Annotated in this window: 21 protein-coding genes; 17 read left to right on the top strand and 4 right to left on the bottom strand. The window is 44.9% G+C overall.

Annotated features, from left to right (window positions below; translation table 11 throughout):
• The first annotated feature begins 3 nt into the window (after positions 1-3).
• From ACYQ0C_RS20245 to ACYQ0C_RS20310, 14 genes are all read left to right on the top strand, one after another.
• Entirely contained in the window at positions 4-261 is a 258-nt protein-coding gene (locus ACYQ0C_RS20245; protein ID WP_007833804.1) for a phosphopantetheine-binding protein, read from the top strand.
• Entirely contained in the window at positions 258-1,448 is a 1,191-nt protein-coding gene (locus tag ACYQ0C_RS20250; protein ID WP_016274641.1) for a beta-ketoacyl-[acyl-carrier-protein] synthase family protein, read from the top strand. Before ACYQ0C_RS20245 ends, ACYQ0C_RS20250 begins: the two co-directional genes overlap by 4 nt.
• 3 nt (positions 1,449-1,451) lie before the next feature.
• Positions 1,452-2,405, top strand: a complete 954-nt coding sequence (locus ACYQ0C_RS20255; RefSeq protein WP_016274642.1) for a beta-ketoacyl synthase chain length factor — start codon at positions 1,452-1,454, stop codon at positions 2,403-2,405.
• A 113-nt stretch (positions 2,406-2,518) separates the two neighbouring features.
• Positions 2,519-3,373: a KilA-N domain-containing protein gene (locus ACYQ0C_RS20260; protein ID WP_005850183.1), complete on the top strand. Its 855-nt coding sequence runs from the start codon at positions 2,519-2,521 to the stop codon at positions 3,371-3,373.
• A 50-nt stretch (positions 3,374-3,423) separates the two neighbouring features.
• The gene (locus ACYQ0C_RS20265; RefSeq protein ID WP_016274643.1) at positions 3,424-4,122 is read left to right on the top strand and encodes a polysaccharide deacetylase family protein; all 699 of its coding nucleotides are present in this window, start codon (positions 3,424-3,426) and stop codon (positions 4,120-4,122) included.
• Positions 4,123-4,196: 74 nt separating this feature from the next.
• The gene (lolA2, locus tag ACYQ0C_RS20270; protein WP_016274644.1) at positions 4,197-4,832 is read left to right on the top strand and encodes a flexirubin biosynthesis/transport protein LolA2; all 636 of its coding nucleotides are present in this window, start codon (positions 4,197-4,199) and stop codon (positions 4,830-4,832) included.
• Entirely contained in the window at positions 4,807-5,349 is a 543-nt protein-coding gene (lolB2, locus tag ACYQ0C_RS20275) for a flexirubin biosynthesis protein LolB2 (RefSeq protein ID WP_016274645.1), read from the top strand. Before lolA2 ends, lolB2 begins: the two co-directional genes overlap by 26 nt.
• Position 5,350: 1 nt before the next feature.
• Positions 5,351-5,728 carry an ApeI family dehydratase gene (locus ACYQ0C_RS20280; protein ID WP_016274646.1) on the top strand — a complete coding sequence of 126 codons (378 nt, stop codon included), beginning with the start codon at positions 5,351-5,353 and terminating at the stop codon, positions 5,726-5,728.
• Positions 5,725-6,918, top strand: a complete 1,194-nt coding sequence (locus ACYQ0C_RS20285) for a DUF2062 domain-containing protein (RefSeq protein WP_016274647.1) — start codon at positions 5,725-5,727, stop codon at positions 6,916-6,918. Before ACYQ0C_RS20280 ends, ACYQ0C_RS20285 begins: the two co-directional genes overlap by 4 nt.
• Entirely contained in the window at positions 6,911-10,765 is a 3,855-nt protein-coding gene (locus ACYQ0C_RS20290; RefSeq protein WP_016274648.1) for a trifunctional MMPL family transporter/lysophospholipid acyltransferase/class I SAM-dependent methyltransferase, read from the top strand. Before ACYQ0C_RS20285 ends, ACYQ0C_RS20290 begins: the two co-directional genes overlap by 8 nt.
• Positions 10,758-12,248, top strand: coding sequence for a phytoene desaturase family protein (locus ACYQ0C_RS20295; protein ID WP_016274649.1), 1,491 nt, complete (start codon positions 10,758-10,760; stop codon positions 12,246-12,248). Before ACYQ0C_RS20290 ends, ACYQ0C_RS20295 begins: the two co-directional genes overlap by 8 nt.
• On the top strand, positions 12,241-13,905 hold the full coding sequence (locus ACYQ0C_RS20300; RefSeq protein ID WP_016274650.1) for a C45 family autoproteolytic acyltransferase/hydrolase: 1,665 nt from the start codon (positions 12,241-12,243) through the stop codon (positions 13,903-13,905). Before ACYQ0C_RS20295 ends, ACYQ0C_RS20300 begins: the two co-directional genes overlap by 8 nt.
• Position 13,906: 1 nt before the next feature.
• Entirely contained in the window at positions 13,907-15,202 is a 1,296-nt protein-coding gene (flxY, locus tag ACYQ0C_RS20305) for a flexirubin biosynthesis putative acyl-CoA ligase FlxY (protein ID WP_016274651.1), read from the top strand.
• Positions 15,203-15,251: 49 nt separating this feature from the next.
• Positions 15,252-15,827 (top strand): hypothetical protein, encoded by a 576-nt coding sequence (locus tag ACYQ0C_RS20310; RefSeq protein WP_016274652.1) that lies wholly within the window; start codon positions 15,252-15,254, stop codon positions 15,825-15,827.
• An 83-nt stretch (positions 15,828-15,910) separates the two neighbouring features.
• Here the strand turns inward: ACYQ0C_RS20310 and ACYQ0C_RS20315 are convergent, their stop codons facing one another.
• On the bottom strand, positions 15,911-18,334 hold the full coding sequence (locus tag ACYQ0C_RS20315; protein ID WP_016274653.1) for a sensor histidine kinase: 2,424 nt from the start codon (positions 18,332-18,334) through the stop codon (positions 15,911-15,913).
• Between the two features lie 199 nt (positions 18,335-18,533).
• On the opposite strand from ACYQ0C_RS20315, the gene ACYQ0C_RS20320 reads away from it, so the two are divergent.
• Entirely contained in the window at positions 18,534-19,355 is an 822-nt protein-coding gene (locus tag ACYQ0C_RS20320) for a hypothetical protein (RefSeq protein WP_016274655.1), read from the top strand.
• A 101-nt stretch (positions 19,356-19,456) separates the two neighbouring features.
• Here the strand turns inward: ACYQ0C_RS20320 and ACYQ0C_RS20325 are convergent, their stop codons facing one another.
• Genes ACYQ0C_RS20325 through ACYQ0C_RS20335 form a run of 3 tightly spaced genes read right to left on the bottom strand, consistent with a single transcriptional unit; the run spans position 19,457 to position 23,695 of the window.
• Entirely contained in the window at positions 19,457-20,266 is an 810-nt protein-coding gene (locus ACYQ0C_RS20325; protein ID WP_016274656.1) for a DUF3108 domain-containing protein, read from the bottom strand.
• Positions 20,263-22,185 (bottom strand): Ig-like domain-containing domain, encoded by a 1,923-nt coding sequence (locus ACYQ0C_RS20330; protein ID WP_016274657.1) that lies wholly within the window; start codon positions 22,183-22,185, stop codon positions 20,263-20,265. Before ACYQ0C_RS20330 ends, ACYQ0C_RS20325 begins: the two co-directional genes overlap by 4 nt.
• Positions 22,186-22,189: 4 nt before the next feature.
• Complete coding sequence (locus tag ACYQ0C_RS20335) at positions 22,190-23,695, bottom strand: GH3 auxin-responsive promoter family protein (protein ID WP_016274658.1); 1,506 nt, start codon at positions 23,693-23,695, stop codon at positions 22,190-22,192.
• Between the two features lie 147 nt (positions 23,696-23,842).
• Between ACYQ0C_RS20335 and ACYQ0C_RS20340 the strand changes: the two genes are divergently transcribed.
• The gene (locus ACYQ0C_RS20340) at positions 23,843-24,853 is read left to right on the top strand and encodes an ATP-dependent 6-phosphofructokinase (protein ID WP_016274659.1); all 1,011 of its coding nucleotides are present in this window, start codon (positions 23,843-23,845) and stop codon (positions 24,851-24,853) included.
• A 123-nt stretch (positions 24,854-24,976) separates the two neighbouring features.
• Positions 24,977-26,530 (top strand): sulfatase, encoded by a 1,554-nt coding sequence (locus ACYQ0C_RS20345; RefSeq protein ID WP_016274660.1) that lies wholly within the window; start codon positions 24,977-24,979, stop codon positions 26,528-26,530.
• Positions 26,531-26,649 lie beyond the last annotated feature (119 nt).

Raw genomic sequence — 26,649 nt, forward strand, 5'->3', positions numbered from 1 at the left:
AATATGGAAGAATTGATTGAGAAACTGAAAGTTGAATTAATAGAAGCATTGAATCTGGAAGAAATCACTCCGGAGGACATTGACAGTGAAGCACCCTTATTCGGAGATGACGGACTGGGGCTTGACTCGATTGACGCATTAGAGATTATCCTGATTCTGGAAAGGAATTATGGCATTAAAATAGAGAATCCTGCCAAAGGCAAAGAAATATTCTATTCGGTACGTACTCTGGCAGACTACATCACCGCCCATCAGAAATGAGGAAGATCTACGTCACCGGTCTGGGAGTGATTTCGGGAATAGGGAAAGGAGTGAAAGAAAACCTGGATTCCTTAAAAGCCGGGAAACACGGCATGGGGAAAATAACCCTTTTCCCCACCGTGCTTGACGTACCCGTATCCGAAGTGAAACAGAGCAATGAAGCATTAAAGAAACTCTTGTCCCTCCCACCCGGCAAAACTTATTCACGTACAGCCCTGCTAGGCTTGTTGGCAGCCCAAGAAGCAGCCCATGATGCGGAACTCGATTTCACTTCTCCCCGTATCGGGCTCATTTCTTCCACTTCCATCGGAGGAATGGATGCAAGCGAGCGGTTTTATGCCTCTTTCCGGGAAGATAACCGAAAAGGGAGATTGCGTGACATTATCTCCCATGACTGTGGGGCCAGTACCGAAATGATAGCCGCTTATTTGGGAGTAAAAGGAACGGTGACCACCCTCAGCACCGCCTGTTCTTCCGCCGCAAATGCCATTATGCTAGGGGCACGCCTCATCCGGCACGGCCTGCTGGACACTGTCCTCGTAGGCGGAACGGATGCCTTATGCCGTTTCACGCTCAACGGTTTCAATTCACTGATGATATTGGACAAAGAGCACTGCCGTCCTTTCGACCGCACACGTGCCGGATTAAACTTGGGAGAAGGAGCCGGATACCTTGTTCTTCAATCTGATAAATCCCTGACTAAAGCTCCTTATTGTGAACTCAGCGGTTACGCCAATGCCAATGAAGCCTACCACCAGACAGGAAGTTCCCCCGACGGAGACGGGCCTTTCCTTTCCATGAGTCAGGCCATAGCCTCTGCCGGGCTGACAGCCGGAGCCATAGACTATATCAATGTACATGGCACAGGCACTCCCAGCAACGACGCTTCCGAAGGGAAAGCCATCCGGCGTATCTTCGGAACCCGCATCCCTCCCTTCAGTTCGGTCAAAGCATTCATCGGGCACACCCTGGGAGCCTCAGAAGGAATAGAAGCCGTATATTCCGTACTCTCCATTCGTCACGGGCTGATTTACCCTAGCCTGAACTTCCATCTGTCCGATGAAGAAGGCGGCCTCATCCCTGAAACGATTTTCCGGTCGGAACTTCCCATACGACATGTATTATCCAACTCCTTCGGATTTGGCGGCAACAACTCATCTCTCGTATTTTCCACTCTAACCCAATAGCGTATGTGCCCAGTATATATCAACCGTATCGCCTCTATTCATGCGGAAAGCAGAAATGAGAAGCCTTATTTCTCCGCACAGGAACCTGATTATAAAGAAATGATCACCAACGCCAATCTGCGGAGGCGCATGAGCCGCATGATCAAGATGGGAGTAGCCTGCGGACTGGAATGTCTGAAAGATATCTCGCCGGAAAAGATAGATGCCATTATCACCGCTACGGGACTGGGCTGTCTGGCCGATACGGAAAAGTTTATGAACGCCTTAATAGATAACCGGGAACAGATGCTCAATCCCACCGCTTTCATTCAGTCCACCTTTAATACGGTGGGTGCCCAGATAGCTTTGCTACTCAAAATACATGCCTATAATGTTACGTATGTACACCGCGGTTTAAGTTTTGAAAGTGCTCTGATAGATGGCATCATGAGCATTGCCGAAGGCAAACAGCAGGTACTGGCAGGTGCTATGGATGAAATAACCCCTACCAGCCATATCATTCAGCAGCGTTTAGGACTGTTGAAAGGAACGACAGCCGGTGAGGGGGCACAATTTTTCCTGTTAAGCGCACAAAAAGAGGAACAGACCTTTGCCGAACTGAAAGGAGTGGATACTTTTATCACCCGGATGAGTGCTCCGGAAATCAGTAACAGAATGCATCATTTTTTAAAATCTCACGGGCTTGCACCCGAAGACATTGACTGGTTTATCAGTGGCAAGAACGGGCAGGAAGCAACAGATGCCGTTTATACGGATCTGGAACACAGTCTGTTCCCTCATGCCCTGCATAGCAGCTTTAAAGAACAATGTGGAGAATATCAGACTGCTTCATCCTATGCTCTCTGGATGGTGACAAAAGCCTTGAAAGAAGAAGCTTCATCCCGTTACGCATTGATTTATAACCAATATCAAGGTATCAATCACTCAATCATCTTAATCAAGCGATGCACATCCTAGTTTCTGTAGTCATCATAGTAAGCGTTATGGCCTATTAAAAAGATGCTTTTAAGATACTGAAAACAGGAATAATGCTTAACTTTATCCCTCATAAAATAAAAGTAGTAGAAATAATGAAGAAAATAACTGTTACGAATATTGATATATCCATATCTGTAAGACCTGATAATAATGATTATATCTGCCTGACAGACATGGCACATTTCAAAGACAGAGAACGTACTAACTACATTATACAAAACTGGATGCGTCTACGTAGTACGATTGATTTTCTAGGGTTATGGGAAAAACTAAATAATCCAAATTTTAAAGGCATCGAATTCGATGCTTTTAAAATGGAGAGTGGAACAAACAGTTTCACCCTAACCCCCAAACAATGGATAGAAAAAACTAAAGCAATAGGGATTATATCCAAGCCCGGGCGATATGGGGGAACTTTTGCCCATAAAGACATAGCTTTTGAATTCGGGACTTGGCTCAGCCCTGAATTTAAACTATATCTCATCAAAGAATACCAAAGACTTAAAGAAGCAGAATCACACCCATTATTAAGTGAATGGAACGTAAAAAGAATACTTAGTAAAGTAAATTATTCCATACATACGGATGCAATCAAAGACTTTATTATACCTAAAGTAGAAGATTTCAATCAAAAACTTGTTTATGCCGATGAAGCTGATTTGTTAAATCTCGCATTATGGGGATGTACCGCAAGACAATGGCGTGAAGCAAATCCACAATACGCAGATAAGAATATCAATATCAGAGATGTAGCAAGCATAAATGAATTAGTCGTATTATCGAATATGGAATCCTTCAATGCAGAGTTAATCAAACGTAAGGTGGACAAGTCTAAAAGGTTTACTCATCTTCGGCAGATGGCCAAAGAGCAATTAGCACACTTGAATACGATTGATACCGAAAAAAAGTTCAGAATACTGACAGATAATGACAAGCAATTAGAATAATCTCTACAAAATCATTTATTAAAGTATCACTCAATCATCTTAATCAAGCAATGCACATCCTAGTTTCTGTAGTCATCATAGTAAGCGTCATGGCCTTTTTCTTTTACGCTTCTTACAGCATCCGTGCCTGTATTTACATGCGTGTCTTCTGTTGCAAGAAAACCGAAGAGAAAATCATAGCCATCACTTTTGATGACGGACCCGATCCGATACAGACCCCCAAAGTGCTGAAAGTGTTAAGAGAAAAACACATACCAGCCTGCTTTTTTTGCATCGGAAACAAGATAAAAGGCAATGAAGAACTGCTCCGGCAAATCATCAAAGAAGGACATCGCATCGGGAATCATTCCTTCTCCCATTCCGGCTATTTTCCTCTCTATACCTTCAAACGGATGTGCCATGATTTAATAACCTGCCAGCAAGAATTGGAAAAAGTAACCGATCAACCGGTCCTATGGTTCCGGCCGCCTTTCGGAGTGACCAATCCTACCCTGGCCAAAGCAGTGCGCAAGCTGGGATACATCCCCATTGGTTGGAACATCCGCACACTGGACACTCAGCAACCTACTCCTGAAAAAATTATCAAACGCATCAAGAAACGACTCGTTCCGGGCTCCATCCTTCTGCTGCATGACCGGATGCCCGATAGTGACAGGCTGCTGGTACAAGTTCTGGACTTTATAGAAAAAGAGGGGTATACGGTGGTAGCATTAGACAGGCTGATGCAACAGATGTTGAACGCTCATTAACTAAAGACACTTCGGTAGTTTCCAAAAATGTACTATCTTTGCTCCCATTACAAACGGATAAACCACTATAAAGTATGAACTACATAAAAATACTTTTGCTCTTGATGTTCTGTACAGTGCTGCCGATGCAAGCCCAACAAATGAAGAAACTGACCCTTCTGAAAGATTTTGAAACCCGTCTGCTGCAAGAGGCTAAAAATATAGAGTCCATCGAAAGTAATTTCACTCAGATAAAGTATCTGGATGTATTCGATGAGAAAATAACCTCGAAAGGAAAATTCTATTATAAAAAGAGCAATAAAATCTGCATGGACTACGCACAGCCCATGAATTACCTTATCGTGATCAACAACAACCAACTGAAAATAGTATCGGACGGAAAGAAAAGCATCATGGACCTTCACTCCAACAAGATGATGAACCAGATGCAGGATATGCTTACCGCCTGCATGGTGGGCGACCTGTCCAACATGTCGCCCGACTATGCCTTGGAATATTTTGAAGACGCCCGTTACTATCTCATTCAAATCAAGCCTGTCAGCAAAGCGATAAAGGCATATATCAACCAGATTCAAATTTATTTAGACAAAAAAGATATGTCTGTCCACAAACTACGCTTATCGGAAACCGCAACCAACTATACCGAATACGAATTTTCGGACAAGAAATTCAATTCTTTGAAAGATGAGGCAAAGTTTACGATACGCTAGCTGGCTGCTGTTGCTGTTTATCCTGCTCTCCTGCTCACACCGGGTGACAGGGGAAGCTACGGCACTGCCTCCCATCCTGCAGGCAGAAGCACAGTCGCAAAAATACAACCTGCAACTGGATTTCATGAAACATCATTTCAGCGGAATGCTCATTGTCCGCCAAATGCCCGATAACGAAATCCGTATCCTAGGCTCCACTTACTTTGGCCTCAGCCTTTTTGACTTCTCCCTGCACCGAGACACCTTCATAGTGAACAGCTGCATAGAACCGATGAGAAAGAAAAAGATGCTGAAAATACTGGAAACTGACTTCAAGAATCTATTTCTGAAGAGTGAAAAAGCACGTATTAAAAAGAAAAGTAGTACTTTTGAGCAAAGAATCAGTGGCAAAGGATTTGGAAAAACGGTATTCACCTTGTCCGGCTTCGTAAACGGACAGGCGGAGAAAGTACAAATCAAACATCCACTGATACGGCTAAGAATCCAATTGGACAAACTGAACATAAACAACCCTTGATATGCTGCTGGAAAACTTTTATAAAATCATTCATAAAAAGGAAAGAGAAGACGGGAAACAGGAAATAGAGATAGAGCTGAATCCCCGCCATGTGCTCTATCAGGGTCATTTCCCCGGACAGCCGGTGGTTCCGGGCGTCTGTACCTTGCAGATGATAAAAGAGAGTGCCGAACAGATCGCCAACCGGCCTTTGCAGTATGTACAGATTACTTCTTCCAAGTTCCTGTCTGCCATCAACCCGATGGAGACTCCGCTGCTGCAACTGTTTATCCGATTGGAAGAGACGGAAGAGCGCCTTTTCAAGTTGCAGGCAGAAGGCATTTGTAAGGGAAAAGAATTTATCAAGCTGAAAGCGACACTGACTGAAGAAACAAGATGAGTACAAACACAACATCGGTTTGGCGGAAGAAACTAAAGGAACTGGAGATTATCGTCGTTATTCCCACCTACAACAACGGGAAGACACTGGCGGCAGTCATTGAGGAGGTATGCAGGTATGCAGGCGATATCATTGTCGTCAATGACGGCTCTACGGATGATACGGCTAACATTCTGGAACAATATCTGGCTATCCGCACTATTACCCATCCTGTCAATAAAGGAAAAGGAACCGCTTTGAAGCATGGTCTTTCCCAAGCAAAAAAAGAGGGTTTCCGCTATGCCATCACCATCGATTCGGACGGACAGCATTTCGCTTCCGATATTCCCTGTTTTATTGAAGCCATTGAAAAAGAGCCCGACACGCTGCTGGTAGGCGCCCGAAACTTGGCCTCCGACAATATGCCGGGCAAGAATACCTTCGCCAATAAATTCTCTAATTTCTGGTTCAGACTAGAAACCGGGCTGAAACTGGAAGATACCCAGTCGGGATACCGCCTTTACCCTCTGCGCAAAATGAATGTGCAAAGCTGCTGGTATACCGCCAAATACGAATTTGAGTTGGAAGCCATCGTCTTTGCTGCATGGGGAGATGTAGTGGTGAAGAACATTCCCATCCACGTGTATTATCCCCCGCAAGCAGAACGGGTATCCCATTTCCGTCCGTTCCGGGACTTTACCCGCATCAGTGTGCTGAACACGGTGCTGGTACTGATTACCTGTCTTTGGATTGTTCCCCGTAACCTGCTCCGCAAACTGTCATGGAGCAACTGCAAGCGATTCTTTACCGACCATGTGCTGAATACACAGGAATCCAACCTGAAGATTGTACTCGCCATCATGCTGGGGATTTTTATGGGTATCGTTCCGTTATGGGGTTATCAGATGCTGATCACCCTCTTTCTTGCGCATCTGTTCAGACTGAATAAAGTGATTGCCCTTGTCGCCGCCAATATCAGTATTCCACCCATGATTCCCCTATTGCTGTACGGCAGTTACCGGACAGGTTGCATGGTACTGGGTAATCCTCCCGATTTGCATCTCGGAGACCTTTCTCTTGAAAATGTCAAATCAGTTTTAGAGCAATATTTAATAGGAAGCATTATCTTTGCAATGGCTTGCAGTCTGCTGTCGGGGGTAATCTCTGCCGCACTGCTGGCTATATGTAGGAGAAAAAACGGATATGACTAAATTCTTTGTTGGATTATATAACTATTTTGAAAGGCATAAAGTCTTGTTTTACCTGTCCCTCAGCGTATGCATTCTCTTTATGGCCCTTTTTGCCGCCCAAGTCAGGTTCGAGGAAAACGTAACCAGTTTCTTTCCGGATACCAAGGACTCCCAAAATACCATCAACGTATTTGAAAATCTGAAGATAAAGGATAAGATTATGATCATGCTGTCCGGCAAGGACGGTGTGGCGGATGCGGATTCCTTGATTGAAGCAGCCGAGGCAATAAAGCAGGATTTACAACAACAAGCGGAAGGAAGCCTGATTAAAGAGATCTTCTCGAAAGCCGACGAAAACCTGATCAACAGTGCCGGAGATTTTGTTTACGACAACCTGCCCTTGTTCCTTTCCGACGAGGACTACCAACGGCTGGACACCTTGCTTACCGCCGGAAACATCGCCTCCCTGATGCAGAAAAACTATTCCAATCTGATATCTCCGGCAGGATTCGCCCTGAAAAACTACCTTATGCGGGACCCGTTGGGACTGGGTAGCCAGACGCTGAAACACCTGCAAGACTTCCAATTGGAAACTAATTACGAACTGATTAATGAACATATCTTCTCACGGGATGGTTCCACCCTGCTGATGTTCATCACCCCGGTATTCAACACCGGAAGCACGGGCAAAAATGACAAACTCATCCGGCTGATTGAAGACGAGCTGCAAAAAGCGGAAAAGGAACATCCCCAACTGGTTGCCGAATATTTCGGAGGCCCTTCCGTAGGAGTGTACAATGCACGACAGATAAAGAAAGATACGCTGGTCACTTCTTCCATCGCGCTGATTATCATTATTGCCTTCATATCTCTGGTATTCAAGCATAAGAAATCCATTCCGCTTATCATCACCCCGGTGCTGTTTGGAGCTTTATTCGCCTTATGCCTCATCTACTTTATCAAAGGCGGCATTTCAGCCATTGCCGTAGGTGCGGGCTCCGCCGTAATGGGCATTGCCTTGAGCTACTCCATACACATGCTGGCGCATCAGAATCATGTATCATCGGTACAACAATTAATCAGAGAAATCGCCTATCCGCTTACCGTAGGCAGTTTTACCACCATCGGCGCCTTTTTCGGCCTCATCTTTACCAGTTCCAACCTGTTACGAGATTTCGGTCTGTTCGCCTCGCTTGCCTTGATAGGAACCACGCTGTTTTGCCTGGTCTATCTGCCGCATTTCCTGAAAGGGCAGGCACATGTAAAACAAGGGGCAGTACTACGCTTTATCGAGAAACTGAACGCTTATCCATACGAAAAGAACAAAGGATTGGTAGGGGGCATCCTCGTGCTGACCCTAATATGTCTTTTCACCTCGCAGAACGTGCGTTTCAACGAGGACATGATGAGTCTGAATTATGAGCCTGCCCACTTGAAACAATCGGAAAACAAGCTGGCCGAACTCTTTGACAAGAAAGAAAAGACTGTTCTCTTTGTCAGTACAGGCAAAAATATGGGAGATGCTACCGGACAATACGCCGAAACGAACCGTCTGCTCTCCCAACTGAAAGAAGAGGGAAAAATAAAAGATTACGCCTCTGCCGGACAGTTTCTGATACCGGAAGAGGTGCAGGAAGCACGGTTGAAACAATGGCACAACTACTGGACTCCGGAAAAGAAAGCCTGGTTACGCGAAACCATCCGGACAGAGGCTGCCCGTTATCATTTCCGCGAACATGCATTCGAGCCGTTTTTCCAATGGCTCGACCGTCCGTTCCAGCCTTTGGACTACCAGAATGAAATCACTACCCGGCTTCTGAACGAATGGCAGACTTCCGCCGATTCCCTGACCATGCTGATTACTCAGGTGCGGATGAACGAGGCCGACAAGGAAGCGGTGTACCCCCTTTTCCAACCAAAAGAGAAGGTGGTTATCTTCGACCGCGGCTATTTCGCCAACCAATGGGTATCGGCCGTCAATCAGGATTTCTATCTGATTCTTTATATCTCTTCTTTCCTGATTTTCTTTGCCTTATGGATCTCCTACGGACGCATAGAACTGACTCTGATGAGTTTCCTGCCGATGCTGGTCAGCTGGATTATCATTGTGGGGTTAATGGGCATACTGGGTATTGAGTTCAATATCATCAACATCATTCTGTCCACCTTTATTTTTGGAATCGGGGATGATTTCAGCATCTTCATTATGGACGGATTGCAGAACAAATACCGCACAGGACGGCAGTTGCTGAACTCGCACAAGACAGCCATCTTCTTCTCCGCTTTCACCACCGTGATAGGTATGGGTACGTTGGTCTTTGCACGCCATCCGGCATTGCAGTCCATTTCCCTCATCTCCATTTTGGGAATGATTGCCGTCGTACTGGTGGCCTACACGCTGCAACCCATCCTTTTCCGGTTCTTCATCACAGCCCCCGCTTCCAAAGGGTTGCCCCCTTATACATTGACAGGACTGGCAAGAACCGGCGGCTTGTTCCTGCTGTTCTTTATCGGATGCATGTTCCTGCGCTTGCTGATAGCTGTCATGACCTTGCTTCCTATCCGCAAAGCCTATAAGAAACGAGTACTTTGCCAACTGATACATGTCACCTGCAAAGGCCTGATCCATATAGCCACATTTGTACATAAAGAAAAAATAAACCGGACGGGAGAAACGTTTAAAAAGCCTGCCATCCTGATAGCCAATCATCAGTCTTTCATCGACATACTGGTATTATTGGCTCTGACTCCCAAACTGGTCATGGTAACCAATCACTGGGTATGGCACTCTCCTTTCTTCGGAGCCATTATCCGCTATGCCGATTTCTATTACGTAGGAGACGGCTACGAGCTTTACGTGGAGCGAATGCGCCAAAAGGTGAAAGAAGGATATTCCATCGCCATTTTTCCCGAAGGGACACGTACCTACGACGGACGGATGAAGCGCTTCCATAAAGGAGCCTTCTATCTGTCGGAAAAACTGCAACTGGATATCATTCCGGTCATCCTTTACGGCAACTGTAAAATCATAGCGAAAGCACAGCCGTTCAATGTACGGAAAGGCATCATGCTGACAGAGATTCTGCCGTGTATCCCGGCCAACGATGCTACGTACGGAACCACTTATCAGGAACGTACCAAAAGCATCTCCGCACGGATGAAAAAAGAATATGCCCGTATCTGCCGGGAGCAGAGCACAACGGACAATCCCGTCTTTTACGAAAACCTGATACAGAACTATATCTATAAAGGACCGGTAGAGGAATGGTATATACGCATCAAGGTGAAAATGGAGGATAACTACAGGTTATTCAACCGGCTGGTTCCCGTCAAAGGACAGATTACAGATATCGGTTGCGGATTCGGACCGCTTTGCTATATGCTTTCCCAACTTTCCGAGGAACGGGAGATTACAGGGATTGATTATGATGAGGACAAGATAGCAGTGGCGCAACAGGGTTGGCTCCGCACTCCCCACCTGCAATTTGTATGTGCCGACGCCTTGGAGTATCCTTTACCGGAAAGTGACGTATTCATTCTGAATGACATGCTTCATTATATGAGTTATGAGCATCAGCGGACTTTATTGCTCAGATGCGTGGAACGGTTGCGTCCGGAAGGGAAGCTGATTGTGCGGGACGGCAATGCCGCCAATACAGGAAAACACCGGCTGACCCGTTTCACCGAACTGCTGTCTACCGGCATTTTCAACTTTAACAAGACGACAGAACAACTGTGTTTCACATCCGAAGAACAAATAAGAAGTATCGCACAAGCATGTGGGATGCAGCTGGAAATTTTACCTAACGACAGATATACTTCGAATACGATTTATATCTTCCAAAAAAACAAACCGGAGCATGAGTAAGTACGATATCATCATCATAGGCAGCGGACTGGGCGGTCTGGAATGCGGAGCCATCTTAAGCAAAGAGGGCTACCACGTCTGTGTGTTAGAGAAAAACGAATTGTTTGGCGGCTGCTTCCAGACTTACCAACGTGGCGGGCACCGGATGGATACCGGCATTCACTATATCGGCAGTCTGGATGAAGGACAAATCATGAATCAGTATTTCCGCTATTTCGGGATCATGGACAAGCTGTCTATCCAACGGATGGATGAAGAAGGGTTCGACCGGATTTATTATAAAGACGCTATCTATGATTATGCCATGGGGCATGAACGGTTCATGGAAACCCTGTGCCACTCATTCCCCCATGAACGGGAGAACTTAAAACGGTATGTGGCAGCTATCCGGTCGGTGGGAGACCTGATCAGCATAGACCACCTGAAAAAAGGCCGCCTGTCCCAGGAAGGCATGGATTTCTTTGCCACCTCGGCAGCCGGAATGATAGCCTCCGTTACCACGAACAGGGATTTACAGAATGTACTTGCCGCAACCTCCCTGCTCTATGGCGGGATCAAAAATAAATCTACCTTCTATGAGCACGCCATGATTAACAACTCTTATCTGGAGAGCGCCTATCGTTTCACGGAAGGAAGTATGCAAGTCAGTCTGGAATTAATCCAGAACATACGTGCCAACGGTGGCACGGTGCTGAACCGGAAAGAAGTGACCCGTATCCTTGTCAAGGATGAAGCCATACAAGGAGTGGAAGTGAACCATGAAGAGGTGATGGAAAGTACCTGCGTCATATCCAACCTACATCCGCAACTCACCTTATCCCTGCTGGATAAGAACCATTCCATCAAACCGGCTTTTGTGTTTCGCATCAAGTCACTGGAAAACAGTTACGGGATATTCACGCTCAATCTGATGATGAAAAAAGACTGTTTCCCCTATCAGAACCATAATATATACCTGCACGGCAATGAGGAGGTGTGGTATGACAAAGAGACGCACAAAGGGAATATCCCCAGTTGCATGATCTCCATGCAAGTACCCCGTGGCAACAGCAAATTCACAGAGGTGGTTTCCATACTGACCCCCATGTATATGGATGAGGTCAGCAAATGGACGGATACGACTCCCGAACACCGTGGCGAGGCATACCGCCAGTTCAAAGAAGAAAAAACGGAACAGATCTTGCAGTTTCTGAGCCGGTTCGGGTTTCACTGGAGTCATTGCATCGAAAAGATTCATACCACGACTCCGCTGAGCTATCGGGACTATACCGGAACCATAGACGGTTCGGCATACGGTATTGTCAAGAATTACCAATATCCGCAAATCAGTTTTGTTTCTACACGCACCAAACTGAAGAATCTGTTCCTCACGGGGCAGAATCTGAATGTACACGGTGCCTTGGGCGTGACGCTAACAGCCATGCTCACTTGTTCGGAATTTGTAGGTCAGGAATATTTAGCAAAGAAAGTAGGCAATGCATAAGATTCTGAAGAAAACCATCAAGTACGGGGCAGCTATCCTGTTGACGCTGATAGCGGTGATCCTGACAGGAATCGGCTATCTCTATTTATCTGCCGATATGATGACTCCGCAATTCGCGTCTACCCCTGAAACGGATCGTGTGATACGGAAAGACAGTCTCCGGCAATACGGCGAAAACTACCTGCGGCACAGTGAGAGCGGACTTTGGGAACTGAAAGTCAGCGGACCTGCCTACGAAAGAGGCAAAGCCATCGGCAAACTGACTTCCGACTTGCTTTATTTTCAAGAGAAAGTATTTGTGGACCAGATAAAAGAGATAGTCCCTTCTGAAAGTTACCTTAAATTCCTCCGTTTCTTCATTGTCCTTTTCAACCGGAATCTGGGGAAAAATGTGCCGGAAGAGTATCGGGACGAGATTTATGGCATCTCCCTCTCCTGCACCCATGAGTATGATTTCATCGGCACCCCCTACGAGCGTCAGTTGAATTACCACTCCGCCCACGACTTGGGACATGCCATGCAGGACTATATGCTGGTAGGATGCAGTTCATTTGCTTGCTGGGGTGAGAACAGTGCCGATTCTTCCCTTATCATCGGCCGTAATTTCGATTTCTACATGGGTGACGCCTTTGCACGCAACAAGCTCGTTTCGTTTTACCAACCCGAAAACGGATATCGCTTCGCATCCGTGGGATGGGCCGGAATGACCGGTGTCCTTTCCGGCATGAATGAAACGGGGCTGACGGTCACCATCAATGCCGCCAAATCGGATCTGCCTGCCGCATCCGCCACCCCTATTTCCATCCTGACGAGGGAAATATTGCAATATGCCTCTACCATTGAGGAAGCATACGCTATCGCCCGGAAACGGAAAACATTTGTCTCGGAATCCATATTAGTCGGTTCGGCCCAAGATGGCAAGGCTGCGATTATAGAGAAATCACCGGAGAAAATCGCTCTTTTCACAGGAAACGGACAACAGATCATCTGCACCAACCACTATCAGTCGGAAACATTCAGCCATGACAAACGTAACCGGGAAAACATAGAAACTTCGGACAGTCCCTACCGCTTTGCCCGTTTGCAGGAGCTGCTGAAAGAAAACATCCCCCTAGATGCTTCGAAAGCCGCAACCATCCTCCGAAACCGGAAAGGAGTGGGAGAAGCGGAACTGGGACTTGCCAACGAAATGGCCATCAATCAATTCATCGCCCATCATTCCGTTATTTTCCAACCGGAGAAAAAGCTGATGTGGGTATCCACCTCTCCCTGGCAATGCGGCAAGTACGTGGCATACGACCTGAACAGGATTTTCAGTGATTCCATCGATTTCAACCATGAAATCTATACCGAAGACCTGACCCTGCCTGCGGACTCCTTCCTGCAACAACAGGAATACCAACAACTGATGACTTACAAAAGACTGATTCCTGTACTACGGAAGCAGATTAAAAAGAAAGAACGGCTGGACGAACAGACACTGCATGCCTTCCAACATGCCAACCCTCATTTCTTTTATGTGTACGAGTTACTGGGAGATTACTATCATGCCACGGGACAGCAGGACAAAGCCCTGCGCAATTGGAAGAAAGCCCTCTTACTTCCTATCCCCAAGCGAAGTGAATCAGAACGTATAGAACATAAAATAAACAACTAAGATGAATAAGAATCCGGAAATACAATTCCGTTCCCCTGAGGAAATCAAAGCCTATCAGGAAAGCCGGCTGGCTGAGGAACTGCTTTATTTGCAGAATCATTCACGATTCTACCAACGTCTGTTCCAAGTACATCACATCGATATACAACAGATAAAAACCATCGAAGACTTGCAACAAATACCTGTCACAACCAAGACAGACCTGCAACTTCATAATGAAGATTTTATCTGTGTGAGCCGCGATGAGATTATTGACTATGTCACCACATCGGGCACCTTGGGCGACCCCGTCACTTTTGTATTGACTTCCGAGGACCTTGACCGGCTGGCCTACAACGAATATCTGTCATTCACCACCACCGGATGCAGCAGACAAGACGTACTGCAACTGATGACCACTATCGACAGACGTTTCATGGCGGGTCTAGCCTACTATATGGGAGCCCGTGAGCTGGGTATGGGAGTAGCCCGCGTGGGAAACGGCATTCCCGAACTGCAATGGGACACTATCCGGCGCATCCATCCCACTTGCGGCATGGTAGTCCCTTCCTTTCTGATCAAGCTGATTGAATTTGCCGAAAAGAACCATATTGATTACCATCACTGCTCCATGCAGAAATGCGTATGCATAGGCGAAGCACTACGCAATCCCGATTTCACCCTGAACACACTGGGTAAGCGGATACACGAGAAATGGGATTCCCTGCAACTTTACTCCACCTACGCATCTACCGAAATGCAATCCTCGTTTACCGAATGTAATGAATTTCACGGTGGTCATCTCCAGCCGGAACTGATTATCGTAGAGTTTCTGGATGACAACAACCAGCCTGTAAAAGAAGGGGAAGCAGGCGAAGTGACCATTACGACTTTGGGAGTAAGAGGAATGCCGCTACTCCGTTTCAAGACCGGAGATATCTGTTACCATTATACCGAGCCTTGCGCCTGCGGACGTAACACCATCCGTCTCAGCTCCATACTGGGCCGTAAAGGACAAATGATAAAATATAAAGGTACGACCCTTTACCCACCCGCTTTATTTGATATTCTGGATAACATCCCCCATATCAAGAATTACATTGTAGAGGTTTATACCAATGAACTGGGAACGGATGAAATACTGATCCGTATCGGAAGTGAAAACCGCAGCGAAGCTTTCGCTAAAGAAATCAAAGATCTGTTCCGTTCCAAAGTACGGGTGGCTCCGAGTATCAATTTTGAATCGGCAGAGTATATCGCGAAAATACAAATGCCGCCCATGAGTCGAAAAATAGTTAAATTTATTGATTTGAGATAATATTTTTCTACCTTTGGCAGCAACAAAACAACACTAAAAAAGAACTAATATGAAACAGTTACTCGTTTTATTATTCCTTGTAAGCAGCATGGCTTGCTTCGGGCAAAACAAAGATGCCTTGAAAGACGTCTCCTCTGTGACATTTTATGGCATAGACTTTACCCGCGCCAAAGTGTACGGAGCCAAAGAAGGCCCCATGCAGTTCAAATACACTTTTGATGACATCAACAAACTTTTCATCACCGAGCCGAAGAAATATGATATTGGCAAAAGACTAGGTGTCAATGTGGAAGTGACCTCATTAGAGGCTGTAAACGATGCCAACAAAACCATCAATCCCGACGAGATCATGACGACCAACAGCGGATACACTCTGGATGAGGAACAGATAGAAGACGTAATCAAGACACTTCCTATTCTCTCCCAAGAAGAAAAAACAGGATTGGTTATGATTGCCATGCTTTTAAACAAGGCAGATGCAAGAGCAACCTATCAAATTGTATTCTTCAACACGAAAACCCGTGAGATCCTATATAGCGCACCCACTAACGGCAAGGCACGCGGTTTCGGGCTACGCAATTATTGGGCAGGTTCCGTACATAGCGCCATGAAGAAATTGGACTAAAATACAGTCCTAGTCCACTGTAGGGGCAGAATATTCCACCCGATACCACATAATCAGTGTATCCGGATAAATTCAATTCACCCCTACGGTGTCAGAACACGATCAGCCATATCCCGATAAGGATAAGTAAACCAAAAGCAAGAGCCTTTTCCTTCTTCCGACTCCACACCAATGCTTCCCCCCATCTGTTCTACCAGACTTTTACAAATGGACAGGCCAAGCCCCGTACCATGAGCAAAGCTATTCAATTTTACAAAACGGTCAAAAATAGTATTTACTTTATTTGAAGGAATCCCCATCCCTGTATCACGGACATAGAACCGCAAATATCCATCCGTCTGCCTATAATATCCCAATGAAATACAGCCCGAAGAAGTAAACTTTAAAGCATTATTGATAAAGTTGGAAATGACTTGATTCAAACGATTCTTGTCCGCCCATACATGGCACCCGGGCAAGCATTCTTTAAACACCAGTTCCACACCGGGCGATGCCTTCATGCGTAAAGAACGGATAATCTCATCACAGAGCAGATTAACATCCGTATCACTGTTGGCAAACTCGAAAGTTCCGGATTCCATCTTCGACAAATCAAGGATATCCGAAATAAGCTGGAGCAGCAATTCCGTATTCTCCTGCACGATATCCATATACAGCTGGCGCTCCTCCGTATCTTCCGTTTCCGTCAAAAGATTGGAAAACCCCACAATAGCATTCAGCGGAGTACGGATTTCATGGCTCATATTAGCCAGAAAGGCAGATTTCAACCGGTCCAACTCTTCCGCTTTATCCTTTGCCGCTATCAGTTTCCGTTCCGTTTCTTTCAGTTCGGTTATATCATAATTGACACAAACCATATCAATGATCCCGTCTTCCGGACGGAAATCACGCACCATCACATTAATCCGTGTCCATGTATAAGTACCGTCTTCCCGTAATATACGTACATCACGTCTCAAATGACTGGCCTCACGCATCAATACCTGATCAAAGAAACAGAGCATCATTCTACGGTCATCCGGATGAAAATGGGGATGCGCCTTGATAATCTCATTGAGCGGAGTGCCCTCTTTCTCACCTATATTCCGATACCAGCTGTTCACCGCATAACCATCACAAGTCAAAGCATTGAAGTGGGCATATCCTACTTTGGCATAATTCCCTATCAAAGTAAAGAACTCTTCAAACTCCTGTATCTTGCTATAAGCATTGGTCGTCTCCGTATTATCAATATTGATAAGTAATATATTGATTAAATTGCCCAAAGCATCATAGAGCGGAGCAAATTTGGAAACTAAATTAATGGTACCTGTACGAGTGGTGAAATAATAACCGTTCAGACGATCAAAGTCATATATAAAGGACATGTCCAACGAGTTTCCTGCCTTCAATCTTTCTTTCAGTTCCTGCGATAACAAAGGATTATCAAATAAATTCATTCCCAGCACATCTTCTTTATGCCGCAAACCGAATATTTCGACTTCTTTGTCATTAAGATCTGTCATAAACCCCTCCTTATCATACAATTCAACACCTACAGGAAGGTTCTTAAGAATATTCTGAAGAAAAGCTTTCTCCATGCGGGCCTCAGATTCAGAACGTCTCAACTCCATACAGATACTGATCATATTCCCCAAAGAAACAAACCATTGATAATCCTCATTACACCAGTTCCGGTGCTCATGCACCATATCAACCCCTATATAGCCCCATACACCATCCTTTGAATTCAAAGGTACAACCATGATGGATTTCACCCCGTATTCTTCCTGTCTGAGTTTATCCGCACCAGCAGAAGCGGGAAGTGAATTCAATGTAAAAAGAATGATTGGGTTTCCGGTCAATATCTGGTTCATCCACCAGGAGTCTTCAACGATAGAAGATTCCGCCACCGGCTCCTTACGCCCCCTTATCCCCTCTACAGTTATTTCATAAATACAGAATTGCGTATGCAGCTTTCTGTCAAACTCAAAGATATAAGTACGGTCGGCCTGAAATTGACGTAGTACATCTTTTAAAATCTTATTGATAACCAAGGTGATATCATCAGAATGCAAAAAATCGAGCAATGACTTGGAAATACCGTTCAAACGGGATAGCAAAGAGTTCAAGCGGTCTACCATCTGTTCCTGCATGTTCATCCGCTGTCGGGAAATACATTGCAGCATCCCCATGACGCGGACATGCCCTTCTTCATTGATATATTTTTCACCCACCTTCGTACTGACCCACATCACCCCGTATTTGGAATGTATCGGAAAGACCTGCTCATAAATCTCCATCATCCGGAAAGAACGGAATTCTTCCTGAACCCGTTCCCTATAATTTTCACAAATAAGGCCGTTGAAATCTTCAAAGGAAATCCTATCTCCCTTTATTCCCAACAAATCAGCAACAAACTCAGAACAGTAGTAAACTCCTTCCTCAAAGTCCACTTCCCACCATCCGATACGTGCCATCGATATAAGTTGCCGCAATCTTGCATCATTTTCTTTAATATTCCCCATATTTACGCTCCCCTTGGAATTTATGTGCCAAGATAATCATTATCTTTCAAAATCAAGTAATGAAACATGAAAAAAGGAGATAAACGATGAATAATCAGCGTTTAAAATCTATTTTTAACGCTGTTCATTTGCAAATGAACACCAAACTATGTATTTTCGTAAAGGAACTACATTACAAACCCTGCAAATTCGTATGACTATGAAACGTAATATCCTATTATTAATAATTTTGACGGTAATATCCATAGGAGCATCCGGACAAAAATATACCATTTATGTGGATGACTTCGACAGTGAAATCAAAGTACCCAACAGAGCGATCAACATGATTCGTCTCGCATTTATCGACGGTATCCGTAATACCAACCGAGTTAATGTAGTGGATGCCGTTTCGGCAGGCAGTGATCTCAGCCTGAGTCCACTGGAAGACGCACGCCGCTTCAAGGCTGAATACCTGCTAAAAGGGAACGTGATGCAACGGGAAGCGACTGATGACGGAAGCTCGCACAGACGTTACCACAGCCGTGAGAACAGTTACAAAGAGAAATTCACCCTGCGTCTCGATTTGATACGGACAAGTGACGGAGTTACTATCAGCACTCGCAATTATGAGGAAACCGGTTCAGCGTCCGGTAAAGACGCCACCCAATACAGCGCTATAGAGCATTCATTAATCAATGTGCCATACGAAATGGGACTTTTTGTTGAAAATTACTTCAAGGTATATGGTTCGATACTGAAAGTGGTTTCCACAAAAAGAGAGAAGGCAAAAACCATTTATATCAATCTGGGATATGATGATCCTATCAAAGCAGGGTTACGCTTTGACGTGGTAGAAAGTGGAATGCTGGAAGGACATTATACAGAGACCAAGATCGGCGAAGTACGGATTGCCGAGATCATGGGACCGAATATCTCTTTATGCAAAGTGAACAAAGGGGGTGCAACGATTCTTGCCGCATTAAATGAAGGAAAGACCTTGAAACTTATTTCCCGGCAAGCCAAACTCTTTGATGAGTGAAAATATTCTTATACTCCACCGGCTTCCTCTATTCCTTCCATGAATAGAGGATTACCGGGCAGGCTCAAAGCCTGCCCTTATTATAACAGGGATAACATGAATCATTTCTCTATAATAGAAGTAAGAGGATGACGATTACCCTTTATCTCTCTCAAGAATGCTTTTGCTGAGCCAAAATTCAAATATAAATCCAAACGCACCGGCAAATGGTTTTTATCATCAGTAACATAAAAAGTTATCACTTCTTTTTCTTTTCCTTTCTTATACTCCACTAAAGAGAAAACCAGACAACGATATTTCACGCCATTCTCTGCCTTAAAGTTCTTCCGGCCACGATAAATCAATGTTTGCTGCTCCACTTTAGTGCCTGTAGCCATATCAAACAATATTTTATCGCCGACTTTATAGTCACTTACATCAAATGAACGTGCCCTCATCAATATGCTCAACATATCAAAGATACACTCATCACTTTGATCCTTCGATCTCACCGTATCCCGTCCTCTCCTCATACGACGCTGATCGGCAATACATTTTCCATTTTCATAGCTGAACCATACTTCGTCCACCGTATAACGGTCGCCCTCTTCCGCCCCTTTACGGAAATAAACAGGCTCCAGACGGCTGCTGGTAATACAAGTCAATGTGTCACGCATCTTAAAAAAGAAATCGACTTGTTTGTTACTGACAGAGATCAGATTACTACGAAAACAAGGTTTCCCTTGATAGGTAATAGCCTGCATGTCCATTTTTGCCTGTCCGGCAGCAACCCAAATAAATTTCCAGTTGAACTTCAAGTCGTACACCAACTCTTCGCCTGCCTGGATAGCTTCGTTTTGTGCCGCACATTGCGCCCTGGTTACCATGATGGCAAACCAGCCACACAATAATATTAGAATAGTTTTTTTCATCGGCCTAGTTTTCTAGCTCTTTCTTTATTTCTATCTTGTACCTTTTTAGTCTCTTCCGGTTTTTGTTTCTTTATTTCATCCAGTTTTTGTTTGTCCGCAGGAATAGCATTCACATCCCAATTCTCTTCAAATTCAAAGTTGGCCTTCATCTCCCATACCTTCGGGAAATAGAATACTTCTTCAGGCTGAATCTTCTTATCATAATCTCCCGTATCCCATACTCCGTTACTATTACGGTCGTTAAACAAACGTATATAATATTTCGTACCCGGATTCAAGAAATAGAAGTCTGCGGTTCCTTCCACCGTCACCGGCTGTTGGCGCAGCACGTTTCCACTGGCATCCAGCAATTCGGCAACAGCATTCGTCCCCGCTCCTTTTATATTCAACAAAATGGTTCCATATTCATCCATTTTCTTCACTTTCACTGTCTGCTGAACCTTATCGGTATGCAAGCCATAGATTCCTTTAAATGCCATAGAGTCAATGGTTAACTGATACTCCTGTTCCGGTTGCCAGTCCGCCAATATCTGATATTGTCGTGGCATCAGCGAGTCTGCCACAAAAAGAAAAGGAGTGGGTTGCCATAGACTATCCACCTTTACTTCCATGTGAATGGCCGAAGTATCGATGCTTGCCACAGGTTCCTCAAAAGATACATAGATATTCCTGTAGATATCGAACGCTGACGGAGCATCAACATTCATCGTCAGGAATTTCGTCGGTTCGACTTGTAAGGTATCCCCCTTCTTCTCCCTCTTTTTACGTTCTTTCTCTTTTTCCTCATTCGCTTTTTTCTGCAACTTTTCACGTTGTTCTCTTGTCAGCTTATTGGCCAGAAAAAGCGTATCGGTTTTAGGAACCAACTGATTCAATGTATCCGTATATAGATAATCCAGTTGGATTTCCAACGTATCCATCTGATAGACCAGCGAATCTTTAATCCAATAACAAATAGAGTCATTACGCGGAGTACTTTCTATAATAAAAGCATCCTTTTCATCAAAATTCAAGCCTTTCAAGGTAGGCAAGGTATCAGCCGCCGCACTAAAAGATAATACAAAATGATTCTCCTTATCACGCTCGCTCCCGGCCAGATACTGGCGGTCATTGATTCCTTTGAATGCCCTCAGAACAATATCATCCGGCAGGAAGCGGGTATAACCCACCGTTTTAATGGTGTCAACAGTAACCGTATCCTTCCACAATGTATCCTGACGCATGGCCGCTTCCATAGTAGGGATAATGATAGAATCACTAAAAGCAATCATCTCCGTTTTGGAATCATACAAATAATTCTGATTGCCATCCATTAAACCGAAAATATGATATTTGCCCGGTGCTATACCACGAATGGAAAAACGGCCACGGCTGTCTGTACGTGAGACACGGTCGAACGGCTTCTTGAGAAAAGCACTGTCATTCAAATCGGAATGCAAACCCACCATCATGCCTTTAACAGGCTCCAGATCGGCAGCGCCTAACACCGTTCCGGAAACTTCCAATGTATCAATGACTTCTCCCGTAGAAAAAGAAAATGAATAGCTGCCCAACGGGTTACCTTCATTATTATCGACAATGGCATCCGAAAAGTCAATGGTATAAGTGGTATTGGGTTTCAATGAGTCCATAAGATTAACCAATACTCTTCTTCCGCTTGCCTTGATATCCGGCTGTTCCAGTTGGGGAGGAGACACCACTACTTTTTCTGATGTTTTCTCCAATTTGATAAACTCATCAAATTCAATGGCTATCTTTTTATCCTTATTACTTGTAGCATAAGGTTTAGGGGAACTTCTGACAAACCTAGGAGGCTCCTCATCATAAGGGCCACCGTCCGGCGTTCCCATGCTGGCACAGGAATACACCACGATCATCAGCATTAACAACGCAGGTAATTTATGTTTTTTCCAATTCATGTTTTTATTGGTTCAAGCTTAGCATTTCTTCTATATAATCACGCGTATTGCTTAATCTCGGCACTTTGTGTTGTCCGCCTAGTTTGCCTTTTTCTTTCAGCCAATCGTGGAACAGATTGTGTCTAGCCACGATTATCTCCAACGGCTGCAAGGTAATGTTTTTATGACGTTTGGCTTCGTAATCGGAGTTAATTTGTTGTAAAGAAGTGTCAAGAACCCGTCCAAAATCCTCTAAAGAGTCTGGCATCACGGCAAACTCTATCAGCCACTGATGACGACACTTGGCATGTGCATCCATGAAAACAGGAGCAGCAGAATAGTCAACAATCTGTGCACCAGTAGCTTCACAGGCTTTCGCCAGTCCTTGTTCCGCATTATCCACCATCAACTCCTCGCCAAATGCGTTGATAAAATGCTTGGTACGCCCTGTTATAACAAATTTATAGGGATGTTTGTTGGTGAACTTCACGGTATCGCCAATCATATAACGCCACAATCCGCAGGAAGTGCTGATGACCATCGCATAATTTTTATTTAATTCCACATCGGCCAGCGGGACAATATGAGGATTTTCAGTACCGACATCTTCCATCGGAATGAATTCATAAAATACCCCATAGTCAATCATCAGCAACATGGACGGATCACTGAAATCATTTTGCAATCCGAAGAACCCTTCACTGGCATTGTATGTTTCCATATAATGCATCTTGTCGCTACGAATAAGCTGTTTGTACTGCTCGCGATAAGGAGTAAAAGCAACCCCCCCATGAAAGAACACTTCCAAGTCAGGCCATACTTCCGCCAAATTATCCGTTCCCTTCACTTCCAGAATATGTTTCAGCACGGCCATCATCCATGACGGTACTCCCGAAAGGTTTGTCACATGCTGATTCATTGTGGCACGGGTGATCCTTTCCACTTTCTCCTCAAAATCACTCAGCAACGCAATTTTCTTCTCAGGCACCCGGATCAGATTGACCAACGGATTCACATTTTCAATCAATATGGCAGAAAGGTCTCCCACAAGGCTCCGTTTCACATTATAGTTTGGTGCATGACTTCCTCCCAAAATCAATCCTTTTCCTGAGAAAAAGCGGCTTTCAGGATTTTGCTGAAGATACAGTGCCACTGCATCCCTGCCACCAGCATAGTGGGTATCGTGAAGACCATCCCTGCTTACAGGAATAAATTTGCTCTTGTCATTGGTCGTTCCCGAAGATTTGGCAAACCAGCGCACTTCGCCACGCCACAGGACATTTTCTTCTCCATGACGCATACGTTCTACGTATGGCTTGATTTCTTCGTAGGTCTGTACAGGTACACGTTGGAAGTCTTGATATCTCTTTATGTCTTTATAGCCATATTTCAATCCCCACTCCGTATTGGCCGCATCATTAATCAGCCGGCAAAATACTTTATGTTGGAGTGCCTCAGCCTGAGTTGCATACAAGGCTGTCGCTTTTTGTCTGGGCTTGAATAGCGTACTAATTAGTCTGGTAGAATTCATTTGTCTTAGTATACAATTCGTTATATCTTGCAAAAATAGCTTATTTCTATATTATAATGGCTGATAACATTATTTTTTTTATAGTTTTCTACATTACTTTTATTTTTTGTTATCTTTACGGTCGTTTACAACTTAACATCAAAGGCTATGAAGATAGGAATATTGACATCAGGAGGAGACTGTCCCGGAATAAACGCCACAATCAGAGGAGTTTGCAAAACAGCGATAAATCACTATGGCATGGAGGTTTATGGAATTCATAGCGGATTCCGGGGATTACTGGACAATGACATAGAGCCATTGACAGAAAAATCATTATCGGGCTTGTTAAATTTGGGAGGAACCATACTAGGTACCTCCAGGGAAAAACCCTTCAAGAAACGTTTGTCGGCGGCCTCGGAAGACAAACCGGCCTTGATGTTAAAAAATATTCACAACCTGGGACTGGACTGCATCGTATGCATCGGTGGAAACGGAACTCAAAAGACCGCAGCCAAACTGGCTCAGACAGGCGTAAATGTTGTTTCTGTACCTAAAACCATAGACAATGATGTTTGGGGAACGGACGTTTCATTCGGATTTGATTCTGCCGTGACCATTGCCACCGACGCCATTGACCGGCTACATTCCACAGCCAGCTCACATCAGCGTGTCATGGTTATCGAGGTTATGGGGCATAAAGCCGGTTGGATTGCACTTTATTCCGGAATGGCGGGAGGCGGTGACGTGATTCTTATTCCTGAGCTTCCATACGACATACATAACATCGGGAATACCATTATTGAACGTTTGAAAAAAGGAAAGCCCTATTCCATTGTCGTTGTCGCAGAAGGTATACAGACCATGGACGGCAAGAAAGCCGCCGAGTACATAGCACAAGAAATTGAATATGAAACCGGATTCGAAACTCGTGAAACTGTATTGGGATATATCCAGCGAGGCGGCTCACCTACTCCATACGACCGTAATCTGGCCACACGCATGGGCGGACATGCTACAGAACTGATCGCCACCGGACAATTCGGACGAATGGTTTCTCTGCAAGGTGCGGAAGTAGGTTCGGTCTCTTTGAATGAAGTGGCCGGTAAGTTAAAACTGGTCAATGAAAACCACGACCTGATTGTACAAGGCAAACGCATGGGAATCTGCTTCGGATAAGAAGCAGATGACTCCTATCATCATTACATACTTATATCCATCTTATCGGGTATTCTTATCCGGGAAATTCCCTAAAACCGATTTAAAACAGAATTATCCCCCAAAAACCTCAAACCAGCCGATATGAATAAAAAACTACTTTTCTCTTTCACTCTCGCTTCGCTGGCGGGAATTCCGGCACAGGCAAAAGAAAAAACATCTCCGGAAGCAACAGAACAGCGTCCCAACATTATCTTATTCATGGTGGATGATATGGGTTGGCAAGATACCTCTTTGCCTTTCTGGACACAGAAAACCCATTATAACGAAGCCTATGAAACCCCTAATATGGAACGCTTGGCAAAGAAAGGGATGATGTTCACACAGGCCTACGCCTGCAACATCAGTTCCGCCACCCGTTGCAGTCTGATAACAGGTGCCAACAATACCCGGCATCGGGTGACCAACTGGACGCTTGAAAAGAACAAAGCCACCGACAGACCAAGCAATACAATACAACCACCAGACTGGAACTACAACGGAGTCAGCCAGGTAGCCGGAACCCCCAATACATTTGTCGGAACCTCTTTCGTCGAATTGCTCAGACAAAGCGGTTATCATACCATCCACTGCGGAAAAGCTCATTTCGGATCCATTGACACTCCGGGGGAAAACCCCGCCCATTGGGGGTTTGAAGTAAATATAGCCGGACATGCCGCCGGTGGCCTGGCTACTTATCTGAGCGAACAGAACTACGGCCATACCCGTGATGGAAAACCCTACTCACTGATGGCTGTCCCCGGTCTGGAAGATTATTGGGGAACCGGTGTATTTGCTACGGAAGCCCTGACACGTGAGGCCATCAAAGCCCTGGATAAAGCCAAAAAGTACAATCAACCCTTCTATCTGTATATGGCGCATTACGCTATCCATATTCCTATTGACAAGGATATGCGCTTCTTCCCCAAATATATCAGAAAAGGACTTAGTGACAAAGAAGCCGCATACGCATCTCTGATTGAAGGTATGGATAAAAGTCTGGGAGATCTGATGGACTGGCTGGAAAAGAACGACGAAGCGGATCATACAGTCGTCATCTTTATGAGTGACAATGGAGGGCTGGCCTCCCAACCCGGATGGCGCGACGGACAGATTTATACTCAAAACTATCCCCTCAACAGTGGCAAAGGCTCCTTATATGAGGGAGGAATACGCGAGCCGATGATTGTAAGCTGGCCCGGAGTAGTCGCTCCGGATACTCGTTGTGACAAATACCTTATGATTGAAGATTTTTATCCTACCATACTTGAAATGGCGGGCATCACAAACTATAAGACTGTCAGCCCTATAGACGGTATCAGCTTTATGCCTCTGCTGAAAGGCACAGGAGACCCATCCAAAGGACGTGCGCTGATATGGAATTTTCCTAATATCTGGGGTAATGACGGGCCGGGCATCAATCTGGACTGTTCTATCCGTAAAGATGAATGGAAACTGGTCTATTATTATGAAACCGGCAAAAAAGAATTGTTCAACATTCCAAACGATATCAGCGAGAAAAATGATGTGGCAGACCGGTATTCCGAAATCGTAAAACGGCTCTCCAAAGAATTAGGGAACTATTTACGGGAAGTAGAAGGGCAGCGTCCCACATTCAAAGCGACCGGAAAACCCTGCCCGTGGCCGGATGAGATCTAAATTCTATCAAAACATTGAATCTGCCCGGCTACATTTCCCTATGTAATCGGGCATTTCAATACATACCTACCAACAAACATTCTCCAAAGACACTTGAAGAACTCACTAAAAAAACTCTT

It is taken from the genome of Phocaeicola sartorii JCM 17136 = DSM 21941 (genome assembly GCF_054653615.1).